We start from the raw sequence: 21,344 nt of genomic DNA, 5'->3' as shown, positions 1-21,344 counted from the left end.
CGCGAGGCGGCCCGGCGCCGTCCCGCCGCGCCGCGCGCGTACCCTGGGGACGTGGCCGCCGGCGCGCTTCCCCCGACCCCGATCCCGCTGGCGGGCCTGGCCGAGATCGCCGACGCCGTCGGCTCGTTCTTCTCGAGCTTCGCCCACGTCCGGCTCGTGCCGCTGCTGATCGGGCTCGTCTGCTTCGTCCTCTACCTGACGATCCGCTCGCGGGCGTACTTCCACACCCTGCGGGCCGCGTACCCCACGGAGCGCTTCCGGTGGAGCCGGATCTGGGGCGCGTACATCGCCGCCTACGGCTTCAACAACGTCATCCCGGCGCGCGGCGGCGACGTCATCAAGGTCTTCCTCGTCAAGACGTCGGTGCCCCGCTCGACGTATCCGGCGATCACGGCGTCGATGTTCGTCGAGGCGGTCTTCGACCTGTCGATCGCGATCCCGATCCTCATCTTCGCGTTCACGCAGGGCGTGTTCCCGAAGCCGCCGGACTTCGCCGACCTGGGCGCGTTCGACCTGTCGTTCGTCTTCGCGAACCCGCACGTGACGCTCTTCGTCCTCACCGTCGTGGCGATCGCGCTCCTCGTCGCCTTCGCGCTGCTCTCCGAGCGCGCGCGGCGGTTCTGGGCGCGCGTGCGGCAGGGCCTGGTCATCCTGACCGACCGCCGACGCTTCTTCCGCGAGGTCTGGCTCGTGCTCTTCGCCGGCTACCTCGTGCGCCTGGCCGCGTTCTGGGCGCTGCTCGAGGCGTTCCACGTCGGCGGCTCGGTGCGCAACGTGCTGCTCGTCCACGGCATCAACGCCGTCGCCTCGCTCATGCCGTTCACGCCCGGCGGCGCCGGGGTGCAGCAGGCGTTCATGGTGAAGGTCTTCGCCGCGTCGGCGACGGGGGCGACGGTCGCGGCCTACTCCGTGGGCCAGCAGATCGTGATCGCCGTCGCGTGCCTGGCGGTCGGCTTCGTCGCCCTGGTGAAGATCTTCGGCTTCCGCTCCTTCAAGGAGGTCATCGCGGCCGGGAAGGAGCACCGGTCGGCGGAGACGTCGGCCGAGGCCGGGCCCGGCCCGGCGGCCTGAGGGCGGCGCGTCCGGGGACGCGCCGCGCGGCGCGGGCCTAGCCCAGGCCCTGGCGCGCCTCGCGCACCAGGGTGACCGCCTCGGGGAAGACGACCGCCATCACCTGGCGGATCTGGTTCGCCTGCGCCTCGGCGTCGCCCTGCAGGTTGACGCGGCCGATCGCGGCCACCGTCATCTGCACGGCCAGGCCGATCGCGTTGTCCGCCCAGGCCAGCTTCTGCTGGCCCTGCATCTGCTCAGCGAACTCCATCATCTTCCGCTGCAGGTCGTCGGGATCGCCGAACAGTCCGCCAAAGCCTTCCATGGGGCGATCGTAGCGGCCCGGGGCCGCGGGGCCGAGCGGCGGCCCCGGTGCCCGCCAAGGACCGGGGCGGTCCCTACAATCCCCCGGCGTGGCCCGGCTGACCCCGCGACAGCGCGCCTGGCGCGCCCGGATCGAGGCCGTGCTGCGCGTCGCCGCGCCGGCGCTCGACGTCGTGGTGATCGGGGCCGACCGCACGCGCCGCCTGGGCGTCGCGGTCGAGCGGACGGTCGTCCGCGTCGCCCGCCGCCCCCGAGCGTCCCAGTCCTCCGACCGGAATCCCGCATGAGCACCCAGCGTCAGCGCACCGCCCGCCCGATCCCCGACCCGAAGGATCCGGCGGAGACCGTCGCGATCGAGCGCCCGTGGCTGCGCCGCGCGGGCCTCCTGTCGCTGCTCGCGGGCATCCTGCCGATCGTCTCGCTGCTGCTGCAGCTCAACGCGTCGAGCGGCATCCGCAACGACGTGGCGAACGTCAAGACGGTCGGCCAGGCGCTCTCCGCCTACGCCGACGGCACGCAGGGCCAGGGACTGCGCGGCGAGCAGGCCGAGATCGCCGCCCACTACGGCGACCACGCCCTGACGATCACGCTGGCTACCGGCCTGGGCGGCCTGGCGCTGCTCTTCGCCGCGCCGGTGCTCTACGGCCTGCTGCGCTCCTCGTGGCGCCGCCGCCCGTCCTTCCCGCGCGCGTTCATGTGGGCGCCGGTCGTCGGCGCCGTCCTCTTCGCGGTCGGCACGACCGCCGCGATGGCCTACGGCACCTCGAAGATGGCCGACTTCGCCGCGCTGCCCGCCGTGCAGCAGACGAACGCCGCGGCGTCCGACGCCCTGACGGCCACGGGCGACCTGAGCATCCTCTCCATCGCCAGCGTCTTCGGGCAGATGTTCGTGGCCGTCGGCCTGGGCGCCGCCGCCCTGTCCGCCATGAACACCGGGCTGCTGACCCGCGCGATGGGCGTCATCGGCGTGCTGCTCGCGATCCTCATCGTCGTGCCGCTCATCCCGCGCCAGGAGTTCCTGCGCGCCTTCTGGTTCCTCGCGCTCGGCGCCGTGCTGCTCGGCCGCTGGCCCGGCGGTCGTCCCGCCGCGTGGGAGGCCGGCGAGGCACGGCCGTGGCCCAGCCGGGCGCAGATGCTCGAGGAGGCCGAGCGGGCGAAGGCCGCCGCCGCGGGCGGCGCCTCCGCGGACGACGACGCCGCCCCGGCACCGAAGCCGAAGGCCGGCGGCGACCGCCGGCGCCGCCGCAAGTAGCGCCGACCCCCCGGCGTGCGCCCCACCCCGGGGCGCCCGCACGGACCCGCCGGTTCGGGCGCGCCCACCGGCGCAGGCGTCCCACGGCTGCGCCACCCTGGGGGGCATGCGTCCGCTGCCCCTCGCCCTCGCCGGCCTCGTGGCGCTCAGCGCCTGCGGCGGCACCGACGGCGAGGCGCCCGGTGCCGCGCCCACCGCGGCCACCACCACGCTCGCCGCCCCGCGGGCGACGACCGCCGCGCCCGCCGCAACGACCGCGCCCGCCGCCACCACCGCGCCCCCGGCCGACCGGCCCGAGACCGTCGCCACCGGCCTGGACGTGCCGTGGGCCATCGCCTTCCTGCCGGACGGGGACGCGCTCGTGTCCGAGCGCGTCGGGCGGATCCGGCGGATCGCGGCCGACGACCACGCGGTCAGCACGGCGATGCGGGTCCCCGGCGTCGCCGCGCAGGGCGAGGGCGGGCTGCTGGGCCTGGCGGTCTCGCCGACGTACGCGCGCGACCGCTGGGTCTACGCGTACCTGACGACCGCCCGCGACAACCGCATCGTGCGCTTCCGCCTGGGCGACCGCCGCGTGCGTCCGGTCCTCACGGGGCTGCGGAAGGGCGTGATCCACGACGGCGGCCGGATCGCGTTCGGTCCCGACGGCATGCTGTACGCCGGCGTCGGCGACACGGGGGACACGTCGCTCGCCCAGGACCGACGGGCGCAGAACGGCAAGATCCTGCGGATGGAGCCCGACGGGTCCGTCCCGCGGGGCAACCCGTTCCGCGGCTCGCGCGTGTGGTCGCTCGGGCACCGCAACGTCCAGGGCCTCGCGTGGGACGCGCGCGGCCGCCTGTGGGCCAGCGAGTTCGGGCAGGACCGGCGCGACGAGATCAACCGCATCCGCAAGGGACGCAACTACGGCTGGCCCGTCGTCGAGGGCGTCGGCGCCACCCGCGGCGGCCGGTACGCGAACCCGCTCGTGACGTGGTCGACGGACCAGGCGTCGCCGAGCGGGGTGGCCGTCGCCGGCGGCCGGCTCTACGTCGCCGCGCTCCGCGGCCAGCGGCTGTGGCGCGTGCCGCTGCGGGGCGCGCGCACGGGCACGCCGCGCGCCCTGCTGACCGGGCGCCTCGGCCGGCTCCGCGCCGTGGCGGCCGCCCCGGACGGGTCGCTGTGGGTGGCGACGTCGAACCGCGACGGCCGCGGCGCCGTCCGCGACGGGGACGACCGCATCGTGCGCCTCCGACCGTGAGCGGAGCCGGGCCGCCCGGCCGGCCCGCGCCGCCGGGCTACGCCGACGGCGCGTCGCCCCCGGCGCACGCGCCGAGGATGCGGCACACCGCCATGTCGGCGTAGGCGTCCGCGACCGCCTCGAGCGACAGGCGGCCATCCTCGCGGAACCAGCCGTTGACGGACTGCATCAGCCCGAGGATCGCCGTCGCGGCGAGGTCGGCGTCGTCGACGCGGAAGACGCCGCGGGCGCACCCCTCCCGCACCGTGGCGGTGACGGCCTCCTGGTACCGGCGCCGCAGGCCGCGGACCTCGGCGTACGAGGTCTCGTCCAGCTCGCGCATCTCGCGCTCGCCCACGTCGTGCGCGGCGCGGTGCGTCCAGAAGTAGACGACCTCGGCGCGCAGCACGCGGCGCAGCCGCTCGGCGGGATCGCCGTCGCCCTGCAGGGTCGGCAGGTGCTCCGCCAGGAAGGCGTGCATGTAGTCCAGCGCGATGGCGCGCAGGATGTCGCGCTTGGACCCGAAGTGGTGGTACAGGCTGGACCCGCGGATGCCGACGGCGTCGGCGATCGCGCGCATGCCGACGGCGTGGTAGCCGTTCTGGGCGAACAGCTCGGTGGCGACCCGCAGGATGTCGTCGCGCCGGGACCGTCCGGCGGCATCGTCGTCGACGTCGGCGTCGCGCACGACGGTCGGGCTGGCGGGCGCGGTCCTGGATGTATGTGGGACGGTGGACACGCAGGAACGGTACCCAGTCGCGACGCCCGCGAGACGCCCGATCCACGGACGTACCGCCCCGTGCCCGGGTCGTGGCCTGCGCCCAGGCCCCGCCTCGGCGCCCGGGTACGCTGCCCGCATGTCCGTCCGCCTCCACGACGACGCGCCCCACGCCCTGACCTGGGTGGTACGGGAGCCGATGGCGCGCGCGTCGCACGCGCTCGTCGACGACGGGCGGGTCTGGCTCGTCGATCCCGTCGCGGACGACGAGGCGCTCGAGCGCGCGGCCGCGCTCGGCGAGCCCGTCGGCGTGCTGCAGCTCCTCGACCGCCACAACCGCGACGCGGCCGCGGTGGCGCGCCGCTTCGGCGTGCCGCTGGTCCGCCTGCCGGGGGTCCTGGGTGGCACGCCGTTCGAGGTGCTGCCCGTCGTCGACCGCCGGTGGTGGCGCGAGGTCGCGCTGTGGTGGCCGGAGCGTCGCCTGCTGCTCGTCCCCGAGGCGCTGGGGACGGTGCCGTACTTCACCCTCGGGCAGGGGCCGGTCGGCGTGCACCCGGCGCTGCGCGCCACGCCGCCGACGCTCCTGCGCGGGTTCGCGCCCGAGCGGCTGCTCGTCGGCCACGGCGGCCCGGTGGGCGAGGACGCGGCCGGCGCGGTCGTGCGGGCGCTCGCGCACCCGCGCCGCGACGTGCTGGCCGGGCTGCGCCGGCTGCCCGGGCTGCTGCGCCGGTGACCCGCCCTACCGGGGCGGCAGCGGCAGCTTGCGCCCCGGGTTCATGATCCCGCGCGGGTCGAGGGCGTCCTTCACGGCCCGCTGCGCCGCGAGGACCGCGGGGTCCAGCCGCTCGGCCGCCTCGCGCTTGACCAGGCCGATGCCGTGCTCGCCGGACAGCGCCCCGTCCAGCTCCTGGGCGATGTCGAGCAGCCCGTGGGCGGCCTCGGCCGCGTGCTCGAGGGCCGCCTGGTCGTCGCGGTCGACCATCACCGTGGCGTGCAGGATGCCGTCGCCGGCGTGGCCCCACGAGGTCGTCTCGACGCCCTGCTCGGCGCCCAGGCGGTCCACCGCCGCGAGCGCGTCGCCGAGCCGCTCGGCGGGGACGACGACGTCCTCGGAGAGCTTGCCGCCGCGCGCGGCCACCACGGACAGCGACACGCCGTCGCGCCAGCGCCACAGCTCCTCGACCTCGGCCCGGGTCGACGGCTCGCGGACGAGCAGCGCGTCCTCGCGGATCGCCTCGGCCAGCGCCGCGGCCTCCAGGCGAGCGATCTCCTCCGTGCCGATCGCCTCGACGAGGACCGCGAACGCCGCGCCGTCGGGCAGGCCGCCGGGGAACGTCGCCGCCGCCGCGCGCAGCGCGCCGCCGTCGAGGAACTCGAGCGCCGTCGGCACCACGCCGCACGCCATCGCGTAGCCGAGGGCGTTCAGCCCGGCCTCGCGGTCGGCGTAGACCGCGAGCACGGGCAGAGCCAGCTCGGGCGCGGGCTGCAGGCGCAGCGTCACCTCGGTGATGACGCCCAGGGTGCCCTCGGACCCGCAGAGCAGGCCGACGAGGTCGAGCGTCTCGACGCTCTTGCGGGCGCTGCCGCCCAGGCGGACGAGCTCGCCGCCGGGCAGCACGGCCTCGAGCCCGCTGACCCACGCCCGCGTCGAGCCGTGGCGGAAGGAGCGCGGGCCGCCGGCGTTCGTCGCGACGTTGCCGCCGATCATGCACGCCTCCGCGGACCCGGGGTTGGGCGCGAAGAACAGGCCGGCCTCGAGGCAGCGGCGGTGGACGTCGTGCGTCGTCACGCCGGCGGGGAACGTGCCGCGCCAGGCCTCGGGCACGAGCTCGCCCGGGCCGTTCAGGCGGTCCGTCGCCAGGACGATCGCGTTCGCGCCCTCGGGGCCCATGCCGGGGACGGCGCCGCCGGAGTACCCCGTCCCGCCGCCGCGGGGCACGACCGGGACGCCCTGCTCGCCGGCCCAGCGCACGACCCGCGCGACCTCCTCGGGGGTGCCCGGGTGGACGGCGGCGAGCGCGGTGCCGCGCAGGCCCCGCGTCTCGGTGGCGTCCTGCAGCAGCTCGGACGCGACGACGGGCGCCTGCACGTGCGCCTCGCCGACGATGCGGGCGAGGTCGCGCCCCGCGGCGGCGGCGTCGCGGGCGGGGACGTCGTCGGAGCGCGGGGCGTCGGCGTCGGCTTCGATCCTGGCCATCTCAGTCGTCCTTCCGGGGGGTGGGCGCCGCGGCGCCGGCGGCGCGCAGGGCGGCGCGGCGGACCTTGCCGCTCGCGGTCTTGGGCAGGTCGTCGACGAACTCGACGATCCGCGGGTACTTGTACGGGGCCGTCGTCGCGCGGACATGGGCCTGCAGCTCGGCGGCGAGGGCGTCCGTCGGGGCGTGCCCGTCGCGCAGCACGACGACGGCGCGCACGACGCTCCCGCGCTCCTCGTCGGGAGCGGCGACGGCCGCGGCCTCGGCGACGGCGGGGTGCGCGACGAGGGCGGACTCCACCTCGAACGGGCCGATGCGGTAGCCGGACGAGATGATGACGTCGTCCGTGCGGCCCTCGAAGAAGAGGAAGCCGTCGTCGTCCTGCGTGACGCGGTCGCCGGTCCGCCACGGCTCCGCGGCGCCCTGGCGGTCGGGGCCGTCGGGGGCGCCGCCGGGGCCGAGGTAGCCGACGAAGAAGGTCGGCACGGTCGCCGGGTCGACGACGAGCTCGCCGTCGTCGACCCACGCCCGCACGCCGGGCAGCGGGCGGCCCATCGAGCCGGGCTTGACGGTGCCGCCGGGCGGCACGCCGGTGATCTGTCCCGTCTCGGTCTGCCCGTAGCCGTCGCGGATCTCCAGGCCGGTGGCGTCGCGCCAGGCGCGGAGCGTCTCGGGGTTCAGCGCCTCGCCGGCGGCGACGAGCCCGCGCATGGCGGGCAGCGGTCCGAGGGCCGTGCGCTTCGCGATCACGCGGTACTCCGTCGGCGCCATGCAGAGGACGGTCACGTCCTCCTCGCGCGCCACCGCGAGCCGCTCGGCGGGGTCGAACCGCGCGTCGTGCAGGAGCGCCGCGGCGCCGCGCAGCCAGGGGGCGATGAAGACGTTGCGGGCGCTCTTGCTCCAGCCGCTCGCGGCGGTGCACCAGACGAGGTCGCCGGGGCCGGCGGCGAGCCAGTGCTCGGCCTGCAGCGCCTGCCCGGTCAGGTAGCGCTGGCCGTGCAGCACGGGCTTCGCCCGGCCCGAGGTGCCGCTCGTGAACGTGATCAGGCACGGGTCGCCCGGGGCCAGCGCCACGGCGGGGGCCGGGTCCGCGTCCAGGAGCGCCGGGTCGGGCACGAGGACGACCGCGGGCTCGGGGGCCCGCGCCGCCCCGTCCGCCGACGGCGCCGCGAGGGCCGCCCGCAGGGTCGCCTCGTCGCGGGCGTCGGCCACGACCAGCCGGGGGTGGACCGCGTCGATCCGCGCCCGCAGGTCGGCGGGCCGCAGCTGCTCCGTGCAGGGGAGCACGACGGCGCCGAGGCGGAAGCACGCGACCATCGTCAGCACCCACTCGGGGCGGTTGCCGATCAGCGTCATGACGACGTCGCCGCGCCCGGCGCCGCGGGCGGCGAGCGCGCCGGCGAGCCGGGCCGACGCGTCCGCGACGTCGCCGAACGTCCACTCGCGGCGCCGCCCGTTCCGGGCACGCTCGACGAGGGCGCGCGCCGCCGGGTCGGCGGCGTCGACGGTGTCGCGGGCGAAGTTCATGCCGCGGCCATCCTAGCCACGTCGAGGCGGCTTGCGCATGTGACATGTCACGTGGTAGACCTCCGTCCCGTGACGGGCGGCACACCGCCGCCCCCGGACCTACGACCGCCAGGAGTGGTGCGCATGGGCGCTCAGCACGAGTCGATCTTCACGATGGAGGCGACCCCGATCAAGTTCGGCGCGGGCGCCATCGCCGACGCCGGATGGGAGCTCAAGCGGCTGGGGGTGACGCGGGCGATGCTCGTGACCGACCCGGGCGTGGTGGCGACCGGCATCCCGGCCCGGGTGCAGGAGGCGATCGAGGCCGAGGGCATCGAGGTCGTCGTCTACGACCGCTCCCGCGTCGAGCCGACGATCGACTCGCTCCAGGACGCCGCGGACTTCGCGCTCGAGGCGAAGGTCGACGGCTTCGTGTCCGTCGGCGGCGGGTCGTCGATGGACACCGCGAAGGTCTCGTGCCTCGTCACGAGCCATCCGGCGCCGATCCTCGACTACGTCAACGCGCCGGTCGGCAAGGGCAAGAAGCCCGCCACGCCGCTCCTGCCGCACCTGGCGATCCCGACGACGTCGGGCACGGGCGCCGAGGCCACGACCGTCGCGGTCCTCGACATCCCGGACCTGAAGGTCAAGACGGGCATCTCGCACCGCTACATGCGCCCGGCGCAGGGCATCGTCGACCCCGAGGTCACCCGCACCCTGCCGGCGGAGGTCACGTCGTCCGCCGGCCTGGACGTCGTCTGCCACGCGGCGGAGAGCTACATCTCGCGGCCCTTCGACTCGCGGGAGAAGCCGGCGTCGCCCGACGACCGCCCGCCGTACCAGGGCGCCAACCCGATCGCCGACGTGTGGTCCGCGAAGGCGCTGGAGTTCGGCGGCAAGTACCTGCGCCGCGCGGTCGCGGACCCCGAGGACACCGAGGCGCGCGGGTTCATGATGCTCGGCGCCACGATGGCGGGCGTCGGCTTCGGCTCCGCCGGCGTGCACATCCCGCACGCCTGCGCCTACCCGATCGCCGGCCTGAAGCACGTCTACGAGCCGCCGGGCTACCCGCAGGACCACCCGTTCGTACCGCACGGCCACTCGGTGATCGTCACGGCGCCCGCCGCGTTCCGCTTCACCTACGACGCGGCCCCCGAGCGCCACCACGAGGTCGCCTGCCTGCTGACCGGCAAGACGCTCGACGAGCTCGGCGGCCCGTCGCCCGACCTGCTGCCGGACGTCCTGCGCGACCTGATGCGCGACGTCGGCGCGCCGACCGGCATCGAGGAGCTCGGCTACACCGAGGACGACATCCCCGAGCTGGTGCAGGGCGCGCTCAAGCAGCAGCGCCTCCTCGTGATCGCGCCGAAGACGCCGACCGAGGACGACCTGGCCGACATCCTGCGCGCGTCGCTGCGCGCCATCTGAGCGGGCCCTGACGGGACCGGACCACCGAGGGAGAGAGGGACGATGACGGACGAGATCCGCCTGTACATGTTCGACGGCGGCACCCTGAAGTGCCACGTCGAGAACATCAAGATGAACCAGGGCCTGGGGGAGGAGTACGAGATCCCGGTCCCCTGGTACCTCATCACCCACCCGAAGGGCCACGTCGTCATCGACGGGGGCAACGCGAAGGCCGCGGCCGAGGACCCGAAGGGGTACTGGGGCGGCATCTCCGACGTCTACTGGCCCGTCGTCGCCGACGACCAGCACGTGATCCCGGCGCTGCAGAAGGCGGGCTTCGACCCGGCGGACGTCAAGTGGGTCGTGCAGAGCCACCTGCACCTGGACCACACGGGCGCGCTGTCGGTGATCGACCAGTTCCCGAACGCGCAGGTGCTGTGCACCCGCACCGAGTACGAGTACGCCCACGCGCCCGACTGGTTCGCCGACGGCGGCTACATCAAGGCCGACTACGTCAAGCCGGGCGTGCCGTGGGTGCTGCTCGACGAGGGCGACGACGGCTACGACCTGTTCGGCGACGGCACCCTGCGCCTGTGGCGCACCCCGGGCCACGCGCCGGGCCACCAGTCGTTCGAGGTCAACCTGCCGAGCGGCACGACCATGCTGCTGACCGTCGACGCGGCCTACACGACGGACCACTGGAACGAGCAGGCGCTGCCGGGCTTCGTCGCCTCGGTCGTCGACGCGGTCCGCTCGGTGCAGAAGCTCAAGCGGATCGCCGCCCGCACCGACGCGACGGTGGTCACGGGCCACGACCCGGACGCCTGGGCGACGTTCAAGCACGCCCCGGAGTACTACGACTGAGCCCCGCCGGCCCGGGCGCGAACGCGCCCGGGCCGCCGCCGCGCGCCGTAGGATCGCGCCCCGTGAGCACCCCCGATCCCCCCGCCTTCGCGCCGCTCGAGGACCCGGCCGGCGGGGGCGTCACGCTGACCGCGCGGGTCGCGGAGCAGGTGCGCGACGCGATCGCCGACGGGCGCCTGCAGCCCGGCATGCGGCTGTCGGTCCCGCAGCTCGCCGAGCAGCTCGGGGCGTCCCGCACCCCGGTGCGCGAGGCGCTCCTGCTGCTCGAGAGCCAGGGCCTGGTGCGCTTCGAGCGCAACCGCGGGGTGCGGATCCTCGAGACGCCGCTCCACGACCTGGAGGAGATCTTCACGCTGCGCCTGCTGCTCGAGGTCCCCGCCACGCGCCGCGCCACGACGCTCGTGGGCGCGGACGAGCTCGCCGCCCTGCGCGAGCACCTGGCGACGATGCGCGCGCACGCGGGGGAGGACGACGAGACGGCGTTCATGGCCGCCGACCGGCGCTTCCACGACGTGCTGCTGCGCGCCGCCGGCAACCGGCGGCTGGCCGACCAGGTCGTGAACCTGCGCGACCTCGTCCGCTTCCTCGGCGCGTCGACCGCGGGGCGCTCCCGCACGCTGACGACGATCCTGGGCGAGCACGAGGCGATCCTGGCGGCCGTCGAGGCGCGCGACGCCGACGCCGCCGCGGCGGCGATGCGGGCGCACCTGCTCGCGACCGCCGGGCTGCTGCTGGCGCAGGAGGGCGGCGGCGGGCCGCACGAGCTGGCCTGGTCGGCGCTGCCGGAGGCGAGCTGATCCCCCGTCCGCGCATCGTCCCGACGGCCGTCGGGTACCGGCGGAGCGGGCGTCCGGGGCGACGGCGGGCACGTCGTCTGCCGCCGGCCGGAATTCCGCGACGCGCCGTCCCCTCGGGGGTCGGAACGCCGCGTGGCACGATGGAACCACCCGCCGCGACCCGGCGCCGACGCCCGTCGGCCCGCCGCGGCAGCACCGAGGAGAGCACAGGATGAGCACGGCAGAGCAGTCCACCACCGACCTCCCGCTGCGCGTCCCGGCGCAGAGCCACGTCGACGGCTCCTGGACCGCCCTGGGCGGCGAGACGTTCGTCGTCACGAACAAGGCGGACGACAGCGAGCTCGCGCACGTCACCGACGCCACGCCCGAGGACGTCGACGCCGCGATGGAGGGCGCCTGGGAGGGCTTCCTCGAGTGGCGCGACACCCCGGCCCGCACGCGCTCGGACGTCCTGCGCCGCGCCTGGGAGCTCGTGAACGAGCGCGCCGACGAGCTCGCGCGCCTCATGTCGCTCGAGATGGGCAAGGCCCTGCCGGACTCGGTCGGCGAGGTCACGTACGCCAACGGCTTCCTCCGCGAGTACTCCGAGCGCGCGACGCGCATCGAGGGCCGCCACGCCCTGCACGAGGGGGGGACGGGCCGCATCCTCACGCAGAAGGACCCGGTCGGCCCGTGCGTGTTCGTCACGCCGTGGAACTTCCCCCTCGCGATGGGCACCCGCAAGATCGCCCCGGCGCTCGCCGCCGGCTGCTCCGTCGTCATCAAGCCGCCGCAGCAGACGCCGCTGACGATGCTCGCCCTCGTCGGCATCCTGCTCGAGGCCGGCGTGCCGCCGAAGGCCGTCACCGTCGTCACGACGACGAACTCGCGCGAGGTCACGACGGCGCTCATCGAGCACCCGCGCACCGCGAAGCTGTCCTTCACCGGGTCGACGCCGGTCGGCCGCAACCTGGCCGAGCAGGGCGGCAAGGCGCTCCTGCGCATGTCGATGGAGCTGGGCGGCAACGCGCCGTTCGTCGTCTTCGACGACGCCGACGTGGAGGCCGCGCTCGAGGGCGCGAAGGTCGCGAAGTTCCGCAACGGCGGCCAGGCGTGCACGTCGGCCAACCGCTTCCTCGTCCACGAGTCCGTCGCCGAGGAGTTCACGACGGGCCTCGTCGAGATCGCGAACGGCCTGAAGCTCGGGCCGGGCACCGCCGAGGGCACCACCCTCGGGCCGATGATCGACGACAAGGCCGTCGACAAGGTCCGCGAGCTCGTGCAGGACGCCGTCGACCGCGGCGCGACCGTCGCCGCGGGCGGCAACGACGCCGCGGACGGCCGCTACTACCCGGGCACCGTCCTGACCGACCTGCCCGCCGACGCGCGCATCCTCCACGAGGAGGTCTTCGGCCCGGTCGCCCCGGTCGTCACCTTCTCCACCGAGGAGGAGGCCGTGCGCCTGGCCAACGACACCGAGTACGGCCTCGTCGCCTACGCGTACACGAAGGACGTCGCGCGCATGCTGCGCGTGTCGCGCCTGCTCGAGGTCGGCATGCTCGGCATCAACACCGGCCTGGTCTCCAACCCCGCCGCCCCCTTCGGCGGCGTGAAGGACTCGGGCTTCGGCCGCGAGGGCGGCCCCGAGGGCCTGGAGGAGTACCTGCAGTCCCGCTACGTCGCCATCCCGGACGCCATCGGCTAGCGCCCGTCCGCGGCGTCGCGCCCCCGGGCGCGGCCGCCGCGGACCCCGCCGGACGGGGCGCGCGCCGCGCGCGTACCGCGTCCCGGCCCCCGGCGACGACTAGTATGCAAGCGTGCCCCCGGAGCTGAGGATCGCGCTGACGGACCGCGCCCGCGGCGGCACCCGTCAACGCGTCTACGACGCGCTGCGCGACGTCCTCGTCGCCGGCCGCCTCGAGCCGGGGCGCCGGCTGTCGGAGAACGAGCTGGCCGAGGCGCTCGGCGTCTCCCGCACGCCGGTCCGCGAGGCCCTCGTCCGCCTGGGCGACGACCGCCTGGTCGAGATCGTCCCGCAGCTCGGCACGTTCGTCTCGAAGATCTCGATCGGCGCCGTGGCCGACGCCCAGTTCGTGCGCGAGGCCCTCGAGTGCGCCGCCATCCGCCTGACCGCCGAGCGGGCGACGGACGCCGACCTGCTCGAGCTGCGCGCGATCGTGGCGCAGCAGGAGGAGGCGCACGCGGCCGGCGACTTCGACCGCTTCTTCGTCACGGACGACGCCTTCCACGCGAAGCTGTGCGCGGCGTCGGGGCACGAGATCGCCTGGTCGCTCGCCCAGCGCGCCGACGGCCACCTCGTCCGGGTGCGGCGGCTCTCGCTGCCCGTCCCGGAGTACATGGGCGAGATGATCCAGGAGCACCGTGCGGTCGTCGACGCGGTCGCCGCGCACGACCCGGACCGCGCCGAGGGGGAGCTCCGGCACCACCTGCGCATGGTGCTCTCCGTGCTCGAGGCCATCCGGGCCGAGCACCCCGAGTTCTTCGCCGCGGAGTAGCGGCCACGCCCCCGAACCGGGGGTTCGGGGCGCCGCGTCTGGCACATGGGGCGCGCGTGATCGGGTAGGACGTGGGGCGAGGACCGCACCCCAGGACGAGCCGCGCGCGGACCGTCTCCACCGGTCGTCGAGCGGCTTCCCCGAACCGGGAGGTCGCTTGTATACTAGTGTGGAGGCCAGCGTGACGCGGGACACGGTCCCGGGCGCTGCGTGCCTCGGCCCCGCACCCGATCCGAGCGTCGATGTCCACCACCGCCGATCCCGATCCCGCCGAGACCCGAGAGTGGCTCGAGGCCCTGGACGCGGTCCTGGCCCACGACGGGCCCGACCGCGCCGAGGACCTCCTCGCGCGCCTGATCGCCGAGGCCCGCGCCCGCGGCGCGTCCCCGGCCGTCCCCTCGACGACCCCGTACGTCAACACCATCCCCGCCGACCAGGGCGAGGAGCTGCCGACCGACCAGGCCGTCGAGCGCCGCGTGCGCTCCCTCGTGCGCTGGAACGCGCTCGCCTCGGTCCTGCGCGCCAACAAGGAGAGCTCGGAGCTCGGCGGCCACATCGCCAGCTTCCAGTCCGCCGCGACGCTCTACGAGGTGGGCTTCAACCACTTCTGGCGCGCCCCGAGCGAGGAGCACGGCGGCGACCTCGTCTACTTCCAGGGTCACTCCGCGCCGGGCTTCTACGCCCGCGCCTTCCTCGAGGGGCGCATCCCCGTGGAGCAGATGGAGCGCTTCCGGCAGGAGACGGACCCGAGCGCCAAGGGGCTCTCGTCGTACCCGCACCCGTGGCTCATGCCGGAGTTCTGGCAGTTCCCGACGGTGTCGATGGGCCTCGGCCCGCTCATGGCGATCTACCAGGCGCGCTTCCTCAAGTACCTGCAGGGCCGCGGCATCGCCGACACGAAGGACCGCGACGTCTGGGTCTTCTGCGGCGACGGCGAGATGGACGAGCCCGAGTCGATGGGCGCGATCGGCATGGCCGGCCGCGAGAAGCTCGACAACCTGACCTTCGTCATCAACTGCAACCTGCAGCGCCTCGACGGCCCGGTGCGCGGCAACGGCAAGGTCATCCAGGAGCTCGAGGCGAACTTCCGCGGCGCCGGCTGGAACGTCATCAAGGTCGTGTGGGGCTCGAAGTGGGACCGCCTGATCCAGGCGGACACCGAGGGCCACCTGCTGCGCCTGATGGAGGAGACCGTCGACGGCGACTACCAGACGCTGAAGTCCCGCGACGGCGCCTACGTCCGCGAGCACTTCTTCGGCAAGCACCCCGAGACGGCCAAGATGGTCGAGGACTGGACCGACGACGAGGTCTGGGCGCTCAACCGCGGCGGCCACGACCCGCAGAAGGTCTACGCGGCGTACGCGGCGGCCCGCGCCCACAAGGGGCAGCCGACGGTCATCCTCGCGAAGACCATCAAGGGCTACGGGATGGGCGGCTCCGGCGAGGGCCAGAACATCACGCACCAGCAGAAGAAGATGACCGAGGACGTGCTGTTCGCGTTCCGGGACCGCTTCGGGCTGGACCTGACGGACGAGCAGGTCAAGGAGGCCGCGTTCGTCCGCCCGGACGAGGACTCCGAGGAGATGCGCTTCCTCCTGGAGCAGCGCAAGAAGCTCGGCGGCTCGCTGCCCGCGCGCCGGCCGAAGTCCTCGACCTCGCTGCCCGTCCCCGAGCTGTCCGCCTTCAAGGCGATCACCGAGGGCTCCGGCGACCGCGAGATCTCGACGACGATGGCGTTCGTCCGCGTGCTCGCCGCGCTCCTGCGCGACAAGGCGCTGAAGAAGCACATCGTCCCGATCGTCCCCGACGAGTCGCGGACGTTCGGCATGGAGGGCATGTTCCGCCAGCTGGGCATCTACTCCCAGGTCGGGCAGCTGTACCAGCCCGAGGACTCCGAGCAGCTCATGTTCTACCGCGAGGATCGCCAGGGGCAGATCCTGCAGGAGGGCATCAACGAGCCGGGCGCGTTCTCGTCCTGGATCGCCGCGGCGACGTCGTACAGCAACAACGACACGCCGATGATCCCGTTCTACGTCTACTACTCGATGTTCGGGTTCCAGCGCGTGGGCGACCTGGCGTGGGCGGCGGGCGACTCCCGCGCCCGCGGCTTCCTCGTCGGCGGCACCGCCGGGCGGACCACCCTGAACGGCGAGGGCCTGCAGCACGAGGACGGCCACAGCCTGGTCCAGGCGGCGCTGATCCCCAACTGCGTCTCGTACGACCCGGCCTACGGGTACGAGCTGGCGGTCATCGTCCAGGACGGCCTGCGCCGGATGTACGGCGAGCAGGAGGACGTCTTCTACTACCTGACCGTCATGAACGAGAACTACCCCCAGCCGGCGATGCCGGAGGGGTCGCAGGAGGGCATCCTGCGCGGCATGCACCGCGTGCGCGAGGCGGGCATCGACGGGAAGAAGGGCAAGACGATCCGCCTGCTCGGGTCCGGCACGATCCTGCGCGAGGTGCTCGCCGCGGCCGAGGCGCTCGAGGAGGAGCACGGCGTCGCCGCCGAGGTGTGGAGCGTCACGAGCTACACCGAGCTGCGCCGCGACGGCATGGCCGCCGAGCGCCACAACCGCCTGCACCCGGACGAGGACCGCCGCGTCCCGTACGTCGCGGAGCAGCTGGCCGGCGACGTGCCGATCGTGGCGGCCTCGGACTACATCCGCGAGCTCGCCGACGGCATCCGCCCGTTCGTGGACGCCCCGTACACGGTGCTGGGCACCGACGGCTTCGGCCGCTCGGACTACCGCAAGGCGCTGCGCAGCTTCTTCGAGGTCGACCGCCGGCACGTCGTGCTCGCGGCCCTGACCCAGCTGGCCGAGCAGGGTGCCGTCGACCGCAAGGTCCTCGGGACGGTCATCGAGCAGTACGAGATCAAGGACGAGGGGGCCCCGTGGGCACGATGAAGCAGGTCGAGGTCCCGGACATCGGGGACTTCGAGGACGTTCCGGTCGTCGAGATCCTCGTGGCGGTGGGCGACACCGTCGCCGAGGAGGACCCGCTCGTCGCGCTCGAGTCGGACAAGGCCACGATGGAGGTGCCGTCGCCCGTCGCCGGCACCGTCAAGGAGATCCTCGTCTCCGTCGGCGACACGGTGTCCGAGGGCACCGCCGTCGTCGCGGTCGAGACCGGCGAGGAGGGCGGCGACGACGCGGTGAAGCCCGAGGGCGGCGACGTGTCCGAGGACACCGGCGGCACCGCCGCCGAGCCCGACGCGATCGCGCCGTCCGGGACCAGCAAGACCGGCGGCGCCGCCCTCGACGCCGAGGAGCAGTCGGGGTCCGGCGAGGCGAAGGCCCCGTCGAACGCGCCGACCTCGGCCCCCGAGGACGCCCCGATCTACGCGAGCCCGAGCGTCCGGCGCCTGGCCCGCGAGCTGGGCGTCGACCTGCACGGCGTCCAGGGCACCGGCCGCAAGGGCCGCATCGTGCCCGAGGACGTGCAGAAGGCCAAGGACGCCCCGGCGGCGCCGAAGGCCGACGCCCCGAAGGCGGCGGACGGCGACGGCGGCCTGGGCCTGGCGCCCTGGCCGACGGTGAACTTCGAGAAGTTCGGCGAGACCGAGCGCGTCCCGCTCTCGCGCATCCAGAAGCTGTCGGGCGCCAACCTGGCCCGCAACTGGGTCCGCATCCCGCACGTCACGCACAACGACGACGCGGACATCACCGAGCTCGAGGCGTTCCGCAAGCAGCTCAACGCGGAGCAGAAGGACGTCAAGGTGACGATGGTCGCCCTGCTCCTGAAGGCCATCTCGGGGGCGCTCAAGCAGTACCCGACGCTGAACTCCTCGCTCGACGGCGACGAGCTCGTCCTGCGCAAGTACCACCACCTGGGCTTCGCGGCCGACACGCCGAACGGCCTGCTGGTCCCCGTCATCCGCGACGTGGACCAGAAGGGCATCCTGCAGGTGGCCGGCGAGCTGACCGAGCTGTCGGCGAAGGCCCGCGAGGGCAAGCTCGGCCCCGCGCAGATGAGCGGCGGCACGTTCTCGCTCTCCAGCCTGGGCGGCATCGGCGGCACGTCGTTCACGCCGATCATCAACGCGCCCGAGGTCGCCATCCTCGGCGTCACGCGCTCGGCGATGAAGCCGGTGTGGAACGGCAGCGAGTTCGCGCCGCGGCTGATCCTGCCGCTGTCGCTCTCCTACGACCACCGCGTCATCGACGGGGCGCTCGCGGCCCGCTTCACGGCGCACCTGGCGACCATCCTGGCCGACTTCCGGAGGATCCTGCTGTGAGCACCATCGAGGTCAAGGTCCCGGACATCGGGGACTTCACCGACGTCCCGGTGACCGAGCTGCTCGTGTCCCCGGGCGACGAGGTGGCGGTCGAGGATCCGCTCGTCGCGCTCGAGTCCGACAAGGCCACGATGGAGGTGCCGAGCCCGCAGGCCGGCACGGTCGTCGAGCTGAAGGTCAAGGAGGGCGACACGGTCTCCGAGGGCACGGTCGTGCTGGTCCTCGAGACCGCCGACGACGCGGCCGACGACGGGGACGCCCAGGCGCCCGACGGCGGGAACGTCGACGAGAAGGACGCCGGCGGCGCGCAGCACGCGCAGGCTCCGCGCGGCGAGGACGGCTCCCGGGACGGCGGCGGCACCTCCGCGGCCGGGACCGAGGGCGACTCGTACGCCGGCGGCTCCTCGGCCACGGCCGACCCCGCCGCGGCCGGGACGGCCGGCCGCCACGGCGGCGAGGCGTCGAAGGCGTCCGACGAGGTCAAGGCGAAGGGCGACGTGCACGTCGACGTCGTCGTGCTGGGCTCCGGCCCCGGCGGCTACTCGGCCGCGTTCCGCGCCGCCGACCTGGGCCTGAAGGTCGCCATGGTCGAGCGCGAGCCGGTGCTCGGCGGCGTCTGCCTGAACGTCGGGTGCATCCCGTCCAAGGCGCTGCTGCACGCGGCCAAGGTCATCACCGAGGCCGAGGACATGGGCGCGCACGGGGTGACGTTCGCGAAGCCCGAGGTCGACCTGGACGCGCTGCGCTCCTGGAAGGACGACGTCGTCGGCAAGCTCTCGGGCGGCGTGGCCGGCATGGCCAAGGGCCGCAAGGTCGAGGTCGTCAAGGGCACGGGCCGCTTCGTCGGCGAGCACGAGCTGCAGGTCGACGACACGCTCGTCACCTTCGACTCGGCGATCGTCGCCACGGGCTCCCGCTCGGTGCAGCTGCCGGGCATCCCGCACGAGGAGGAGGCCGTCATGGACTCCACCGGCGCGCTCGAGCTGGCCGACGTCCCCGAGCGGCTGCTCGTGGTCGGCGGCGGCATCATCGGGCTGGAGATGGCGACGGTCTACGACGCGCTCGGCTCGCAGGTGACGGTCGTCGAGCTCGCCGACCAGATCGTGCCCGGCGCCGACAAGGACCTGATCAAGCCGCTGAAGAAGCGCATCGACGGGCGCTACGCCGCGATCCACCTGAAGACCAAGGTCGAGAAGGTCGAGGTCGTCGACGGCGGCCTGCAGGCGACGTTCTCGTCGGACGCCGGCGACGCGCCGGAGCCCGCCGTCTTCGACCGGGTGCTCGTCGCCGTCGGCCGCACGCCGAACGGCAAGGACCTGGGCCTGGAGGAGCTCGGCGTCGAGGTCGACGAGCGCGGCTTCGTGCCCGTCGACGAGCAGCAGCGCACGAAGGTGCCGCACATCTACGCGATCGGCGACGTCGTCGGCCAGCCGATGCTCGCCCACAAGGCGACGCACGAGGCGCACGTGGCCGCCGAGGTCATCGCCGGCCACGACGTGGCGTTCGACGTGCGCGGCATCCCGTCCGTGGCCTACACCGAGCCCGAGCTCGCGTGGGTCGGCCTGACGGAGACGCAGGCGAAGAAGGACGGCACGGCGTACGAGACCGCGGTCTTCCCCTGGGTCGCGTCCGGCCGCGCGCTCGCGAGCGACGCCGAGAAGGGGCAGACGAAGCTGCTCGTCGACCCGGAGTCCCGCCGCATCCTCGGCGCCGGCATCGTCGGCACGAACGCCGGCGAGCTGATCGCCGAGGTCGGCCTGGCGCTGGAGATGGGCGCCAACGCGGAGGACGTCGCCCTGACGGTCCACGCGCACCCGACGCTCTCGGAGTCGATCGGCCTGGCGGCCGAGATCGCCGAGGGCACGATCACCGACCTGCCGCAGAAGCGCAAGCGGTAGGCGGTTCGGCCGGCGCCGTCCGCGGCGCCGGCCCCGCGGGGCGCGTGCCCGCGGCGGCTACGCGTCGCCGCGGACCACGGGCGCCAGGCGGAGCGCGAGCAGCAGCTCCGTCGCCCGGCCCGCGAGCGGGCGGCCCAGGCGCGTCTCGGCCGTGCGGATCCGCGCGGCGACCGTGTTCTCGTGCACGCCCAGGCGCACCGCCGCCCGGCGCGGGCTGGCGTGCTCCTCCAGGTACGCCGCGAGCGTCTCCAGCAGGCGCGCGGACTCGGCGTCGTCGCCCAGCAGCGGGCCCAGCTGCGCGTGGGCGAAGCGCCGCGCGTGCTCCGGGTCGGCGCTGGCCAGCGCCGGCACCGCGACGTCGGCGTAGTGGGTGACGGTGCCGGGCGCGGCGCCCGTCAGCTGCGCGACCCGCCGGGCGTGCATCGCCTCGAGGTGCGCGACGCGGAAGCCCGCCGCGCCGCGGGCGGGGGTGCCGACGGCGACGAGGATCGCGGGCGCGTCGCCGGACCGGGGCGCGGGCGGCACCGCCAGCGTGCGCAGCGCGTCCGGGTCGATGCCGCCCCGCGCCGCCGTCCAGGCGGCGACGAGCCCGTGGCCCAGCGGCGTGGTCAGCGGCGTGCCCCCGCCGAGCGGCGCCAGCAGCTCCCGCACGAGCGGGTCGAGCGCCCCCGGGGCGGCCGCGGCGCCGTCGGGGCTCCACGCCACGACCGCGGCGTGCTCGCGGTCCAGGCCGTAGCGCAGGCGACGGCTCGCGGCCTCGGCGTCGACCGGCAGGCCGTCGACGAGCTCGCGGATCGTCTGGGCCCGGACCGCGTCGGCGCTGCGCACCCAGCGCTCGCGCTCCTCGGCGTAGGCCCGGCGCGCCGCCGCGGACAGCGCGTCGATGAACGCGAACATGTAGCCCGCGCCCTGCTCGAGCGCGGTCGCCAGCTCGGTCGGGTCGGGGATCGCCGCGCGCAGCTCGCGCACCCAGGTGCGCCAGAAGACGCCGTGCGCGACGCGGTAGGTGTGGGTCAGCGCCTCCGCCGGCACGCCGCGGTGGACGAGCAGCCGCGTGAACGCCCCGGCGAGGGCGGGCAGCTCGGCGGCGCCCGGGTCCAGGCCCCGCTCGACCATCGTGACGAAGATCCGGGCGTTGTCGTCCACGCTGTCGCGCGTCGCCGCGGTCAGCTCGGCGTCGCGCCCCAGCTCGGGCACCTCGCGCACGATCGCGTCGGTGATCTCGCCGATCACCCGCGCGCGCCAGTCGGCCTCGGTCGCCAGCCGGGTGGCCAGGGCGGCCCACGCGCCCGAGGTGGGCAGGGGCGCGGCGTGCGTCTCCTCGTCCACCGTCATGGGCCGACCCTAGTCCGTGGCGACCCGACTGTGGCGAAACCACT

The 21,344-nt window shown here is 74.8% G+C and carries 18 protein-coding genes; 13 read left to right on the top strand and 5 right to left on the bottom strand.

Annotated elements, in window-relative coordinates:
• The first annotated feature begins 51 nt into the window (after nt 1-51).
• Nucleotides 52-1,071, top strand: coding sequence for a lysylphosphatidylglycerol synthase transmembrane domain-containing protein (locus J3P29_RS18775; protein ID WP_210495881.1), 1,020 nt, complete (start codon nt 52-54; stop codon nt 1,069-1,071).
• A 37-nt stretch (nt 1,072-1,108) separates the two neighbouring features.
• Here the strand turns inward: J3P29_RS18775 and J3P29_RS18770 are convergent, their stop codons facing one another.
• Entirely contained in the window at nt 1,109-1,375 is a 267-nt protein-coding gene (locus J3P29_RS18770) for a hypothetical protein (protein WP_210495879.1), read from the bottom strand.
• Nucleotides 1,376-1,463: 88 nt separating this feature from the next.
• Here J3P29_RS18770 and J3P29_RS18765 point away from each other — a divergent pair, with 88 nt between their 5' ends.
• The 3 genes from J3P29_RS18765 (at nt 1,464) to J3P29_RS18755 (ending at nt 3,866) form a co-directional block, all read left to right on the top strand.
• Nucleotides 1,464-1,661 (top strand): hypothetical protein, encoded by a 198-nt coding sequence (locus tag J3P29_RS18765; protein ID WP_210495878.1) that lies wholly within the window; start codon nt 1,464-1,466, stop codon nt 1,659-1,661.
• Nucleotides 1,658-2,626, top strand: coding sequence for a hypothetical protein (locus J3P29_RS18760; RefSeq protein ID WP_210495877.1), 969 nt, complete (start codon nt 1,658-1,660; stop codon nt 2,624-2,626). The genes J3P29_RS18765 and J3P29_RS18760 overlap by 4 nt, the downstream gene beginning before the upstream one ends.
• 106 nt (nt 2,627-2,732) lie before the next feature.
• Complete coding sequence (locus J3P29_RS18755; RefSeq protein WP_210495875.1) at nt 2,733-3,866, top strand: PQQ-dependent sugar dehydrogenase; 1,134 nt, start codon at nt 2,733-2,735, stop codon at nt 3,864-3,866.
• A 37-nt stretch (nt 3,867-3,903) separates the two neighbouring features.
• Here J3P29_RS18755 and J3P29_RS18750 read toward each other — a convergent pair whose 3' ends face one another.
• Nucleotides 3,904-4,584, bottom strand: a complete 681-nt coding sequence (locus J3P29_RS18750) for a TetR/AcrR family transcriptional regulator (RefSeq protein WP_210495874.1) — start codon at nt 4,582-4,584, stop codon at nt 3,904-3,906.
• A 118-nt stretch (nt 4,585-4,702) separates the two neighbouring features.
• Between J3P29_RS18750 and J3P29_RS18745 the strand changes: the two genes are divergently transcribed.
• On the top strand, nt 4,703-5,296 hold the full coding sequence (locus J3P29_RS18745; protein ID WP_210495873.1) for a hypothetical protein: 594 nt from the start codon (nt 4,703-4,705) through the stop codon (nt 5,294-5,296).
• 6 nt (nt 5,297-5,302) lie between these two features.
• Here J3P29_RS18745 and J3P29_RS18740 read toward each other — a convergent pair whose 3' ends face one another.
• Together J3P29_RS18740 and J3P29_RS18735 are read right to left on the bottom strand one after the other, a co-directional pair.
• Nucleotides 5,303-6,760, bottom strand: coding sequence for an FAD-binding oxidoreductase (locus tag J3P29_RS18740; RefSeq protein WP_210495872.1), 1,458 nt, complete (start codon nt 6,758-6,760; stop codon nt 5,303-5,305).
• Between the two features lies 1 nt (nt 6,761).
• Nucleotides 6,762-8,285 (bottom strand): AMP-binding protein, encoded by a 1,524-nt coding sequence (locus J3P29_RS18735; protein WP_210495871.1) that lies wholly within the window; start codon nt 8,283-8,285, stop codon nt 6,762-6,764.
• 123 nt (nt 8,286-8,408) lie between these two features.
• Between J3P29_RS18735 and J3P29_RS18730 the strand changes: the two genes are divergently transcribed.
• The 8 genes from J3P29_RS18730 (at nt 8,409) to lpdA (ending at nt 19,965) form a co-directional block, all read left to right on the top strand.
• A complete protein-coding gene (locus tag J3P29_RS18730) occupies nt 8,409-9,692 on the top strand; it encodes a hydroxyacid-oxoacid transhydrogenase (RefSeq protein ID WP_210495870.1) in 1,284 nt (427 codons plus the stop codon).
• A gap of 42 nt (nt 9,693-9,734) precedes the next feature.
• A complete protein-coding gene (attM, locus tag J3P29_RS18725; protein ID WP_210495869.1) occupies nt 9,735-10,535 on the top strand; it encodes an N-acyl homoserine lactonase AttM in 801 nt (266 codons plus the stop codon).
• Between the two features lie 62 nt (nt 10,536-10,597).
• Nucleotides 10,598-11,332 carry a GntR family transcriptional regulator gene (locus J3P29_RS18720; protein ID WP_210495867.1) on the top strand — a complete coding sequence of 245 codons (735 nt, stop codon included), beginning with the start codon at nt 10,598-10,600 and terminating at the stop codon, nt 11,330-11,332.
• A gap of 211 nt (nt 11,333-11,543) precedes the next feature.
• Complete coding sequence (locus J3P29_RS18715; RefSeq protein ID WP_210495866.1) at nt 11,544-13,016, top strand: NAD-dependent succinate-semialdehyde dehydrogenase; 1,473 nt, start codon at nt 11,544-11,546, stop codon at nt 13,014-13,016.
• A gap of 112 nt (nt 13,017-13,128) precedes the next feature.
• Nucleotides 13,129-13,827, top strand: a complete 699-nt coding sequence (locus J3P29_RS18710) for a GntR family transcriptional regulator (protein WP_210495865.1) — start codon at nt 13,129-13,131, stop codon at nt 13,825-13,827.
• 242 nt (nt 13,828-14,069) lie between these two features.
• Nucleotides 14,070-16,736, top strand: coding sequence for a pyruvate dehydrogenase (acetyl-transferring), homodimeric type (gene aceE / locus J3P29_RS18705; protein WP_210495864.1), 2,667 nt, complete (start codon nt 14,070-14,072; stop codon nt 16,734-16,736).
• The gene (gene aceF, locus J3P29_RS18700; RefSeq protein WP_246852437.1) at nt 16,733-18,067 is read left to right on the top strand and encodes a dihydrolipoyllysine-residue acetyltransferase; all 1,335 of its coding nucleotides are present in this window, start codon (nt 16,733-16,735) and stop codon (nt 18,065-18,067) included. Before aceE ends, aceF begins: the two co-directional genes overlap by 4 nt.
• A 5-nt stretch (nt 18,068-18,072) precedes the next feature.
• Nucleotides 18,073-19,965 (top strand): dihydrolipoyl dehydrogenase, encoded by a 1,893-nt coding sequence (lpdA, locus tag J3P29_RS18695; RefSeq protein ID WP_349239899.1) that lies wholly within the window; start codon nt 18,073-18,075, stop codon nt 19,963-19,965.
• A 57-nt stretch (nt 19,966-20,022) separates the two neighbouring features.
• Here lpdA and J3P29_RS18690 read toward each other — a convergent pair whose 3' ends face one another.
• A complete protein-coding gene (locus J3P29_RS18690; protein ID WP_210495860.1) occupies nt 20,023-21,300 on the bottom strand; it encodes a helix-turn-helix domain-containing protein in 1,278 nt (425 codons plus the stop codon).
• Between the last annotated feature and the right edge of the window lie 44 nt (nt 21,301-21,344).

The sequence above is a fragment of the Patulibacter sp. SYSU D01012 genome (assembly GCF_017916475.1).
Taxonomy (GTDB): Bacteria; Actinomycetota; Thermoleophilia; order Solirubrobacterales; family Solirubrobacteraceae; genus Patulibacter.
Note: the sequence above shows the minus strand (reverse complement) of the source record. Positions and strands in the feature narration are given on the sequence as shown.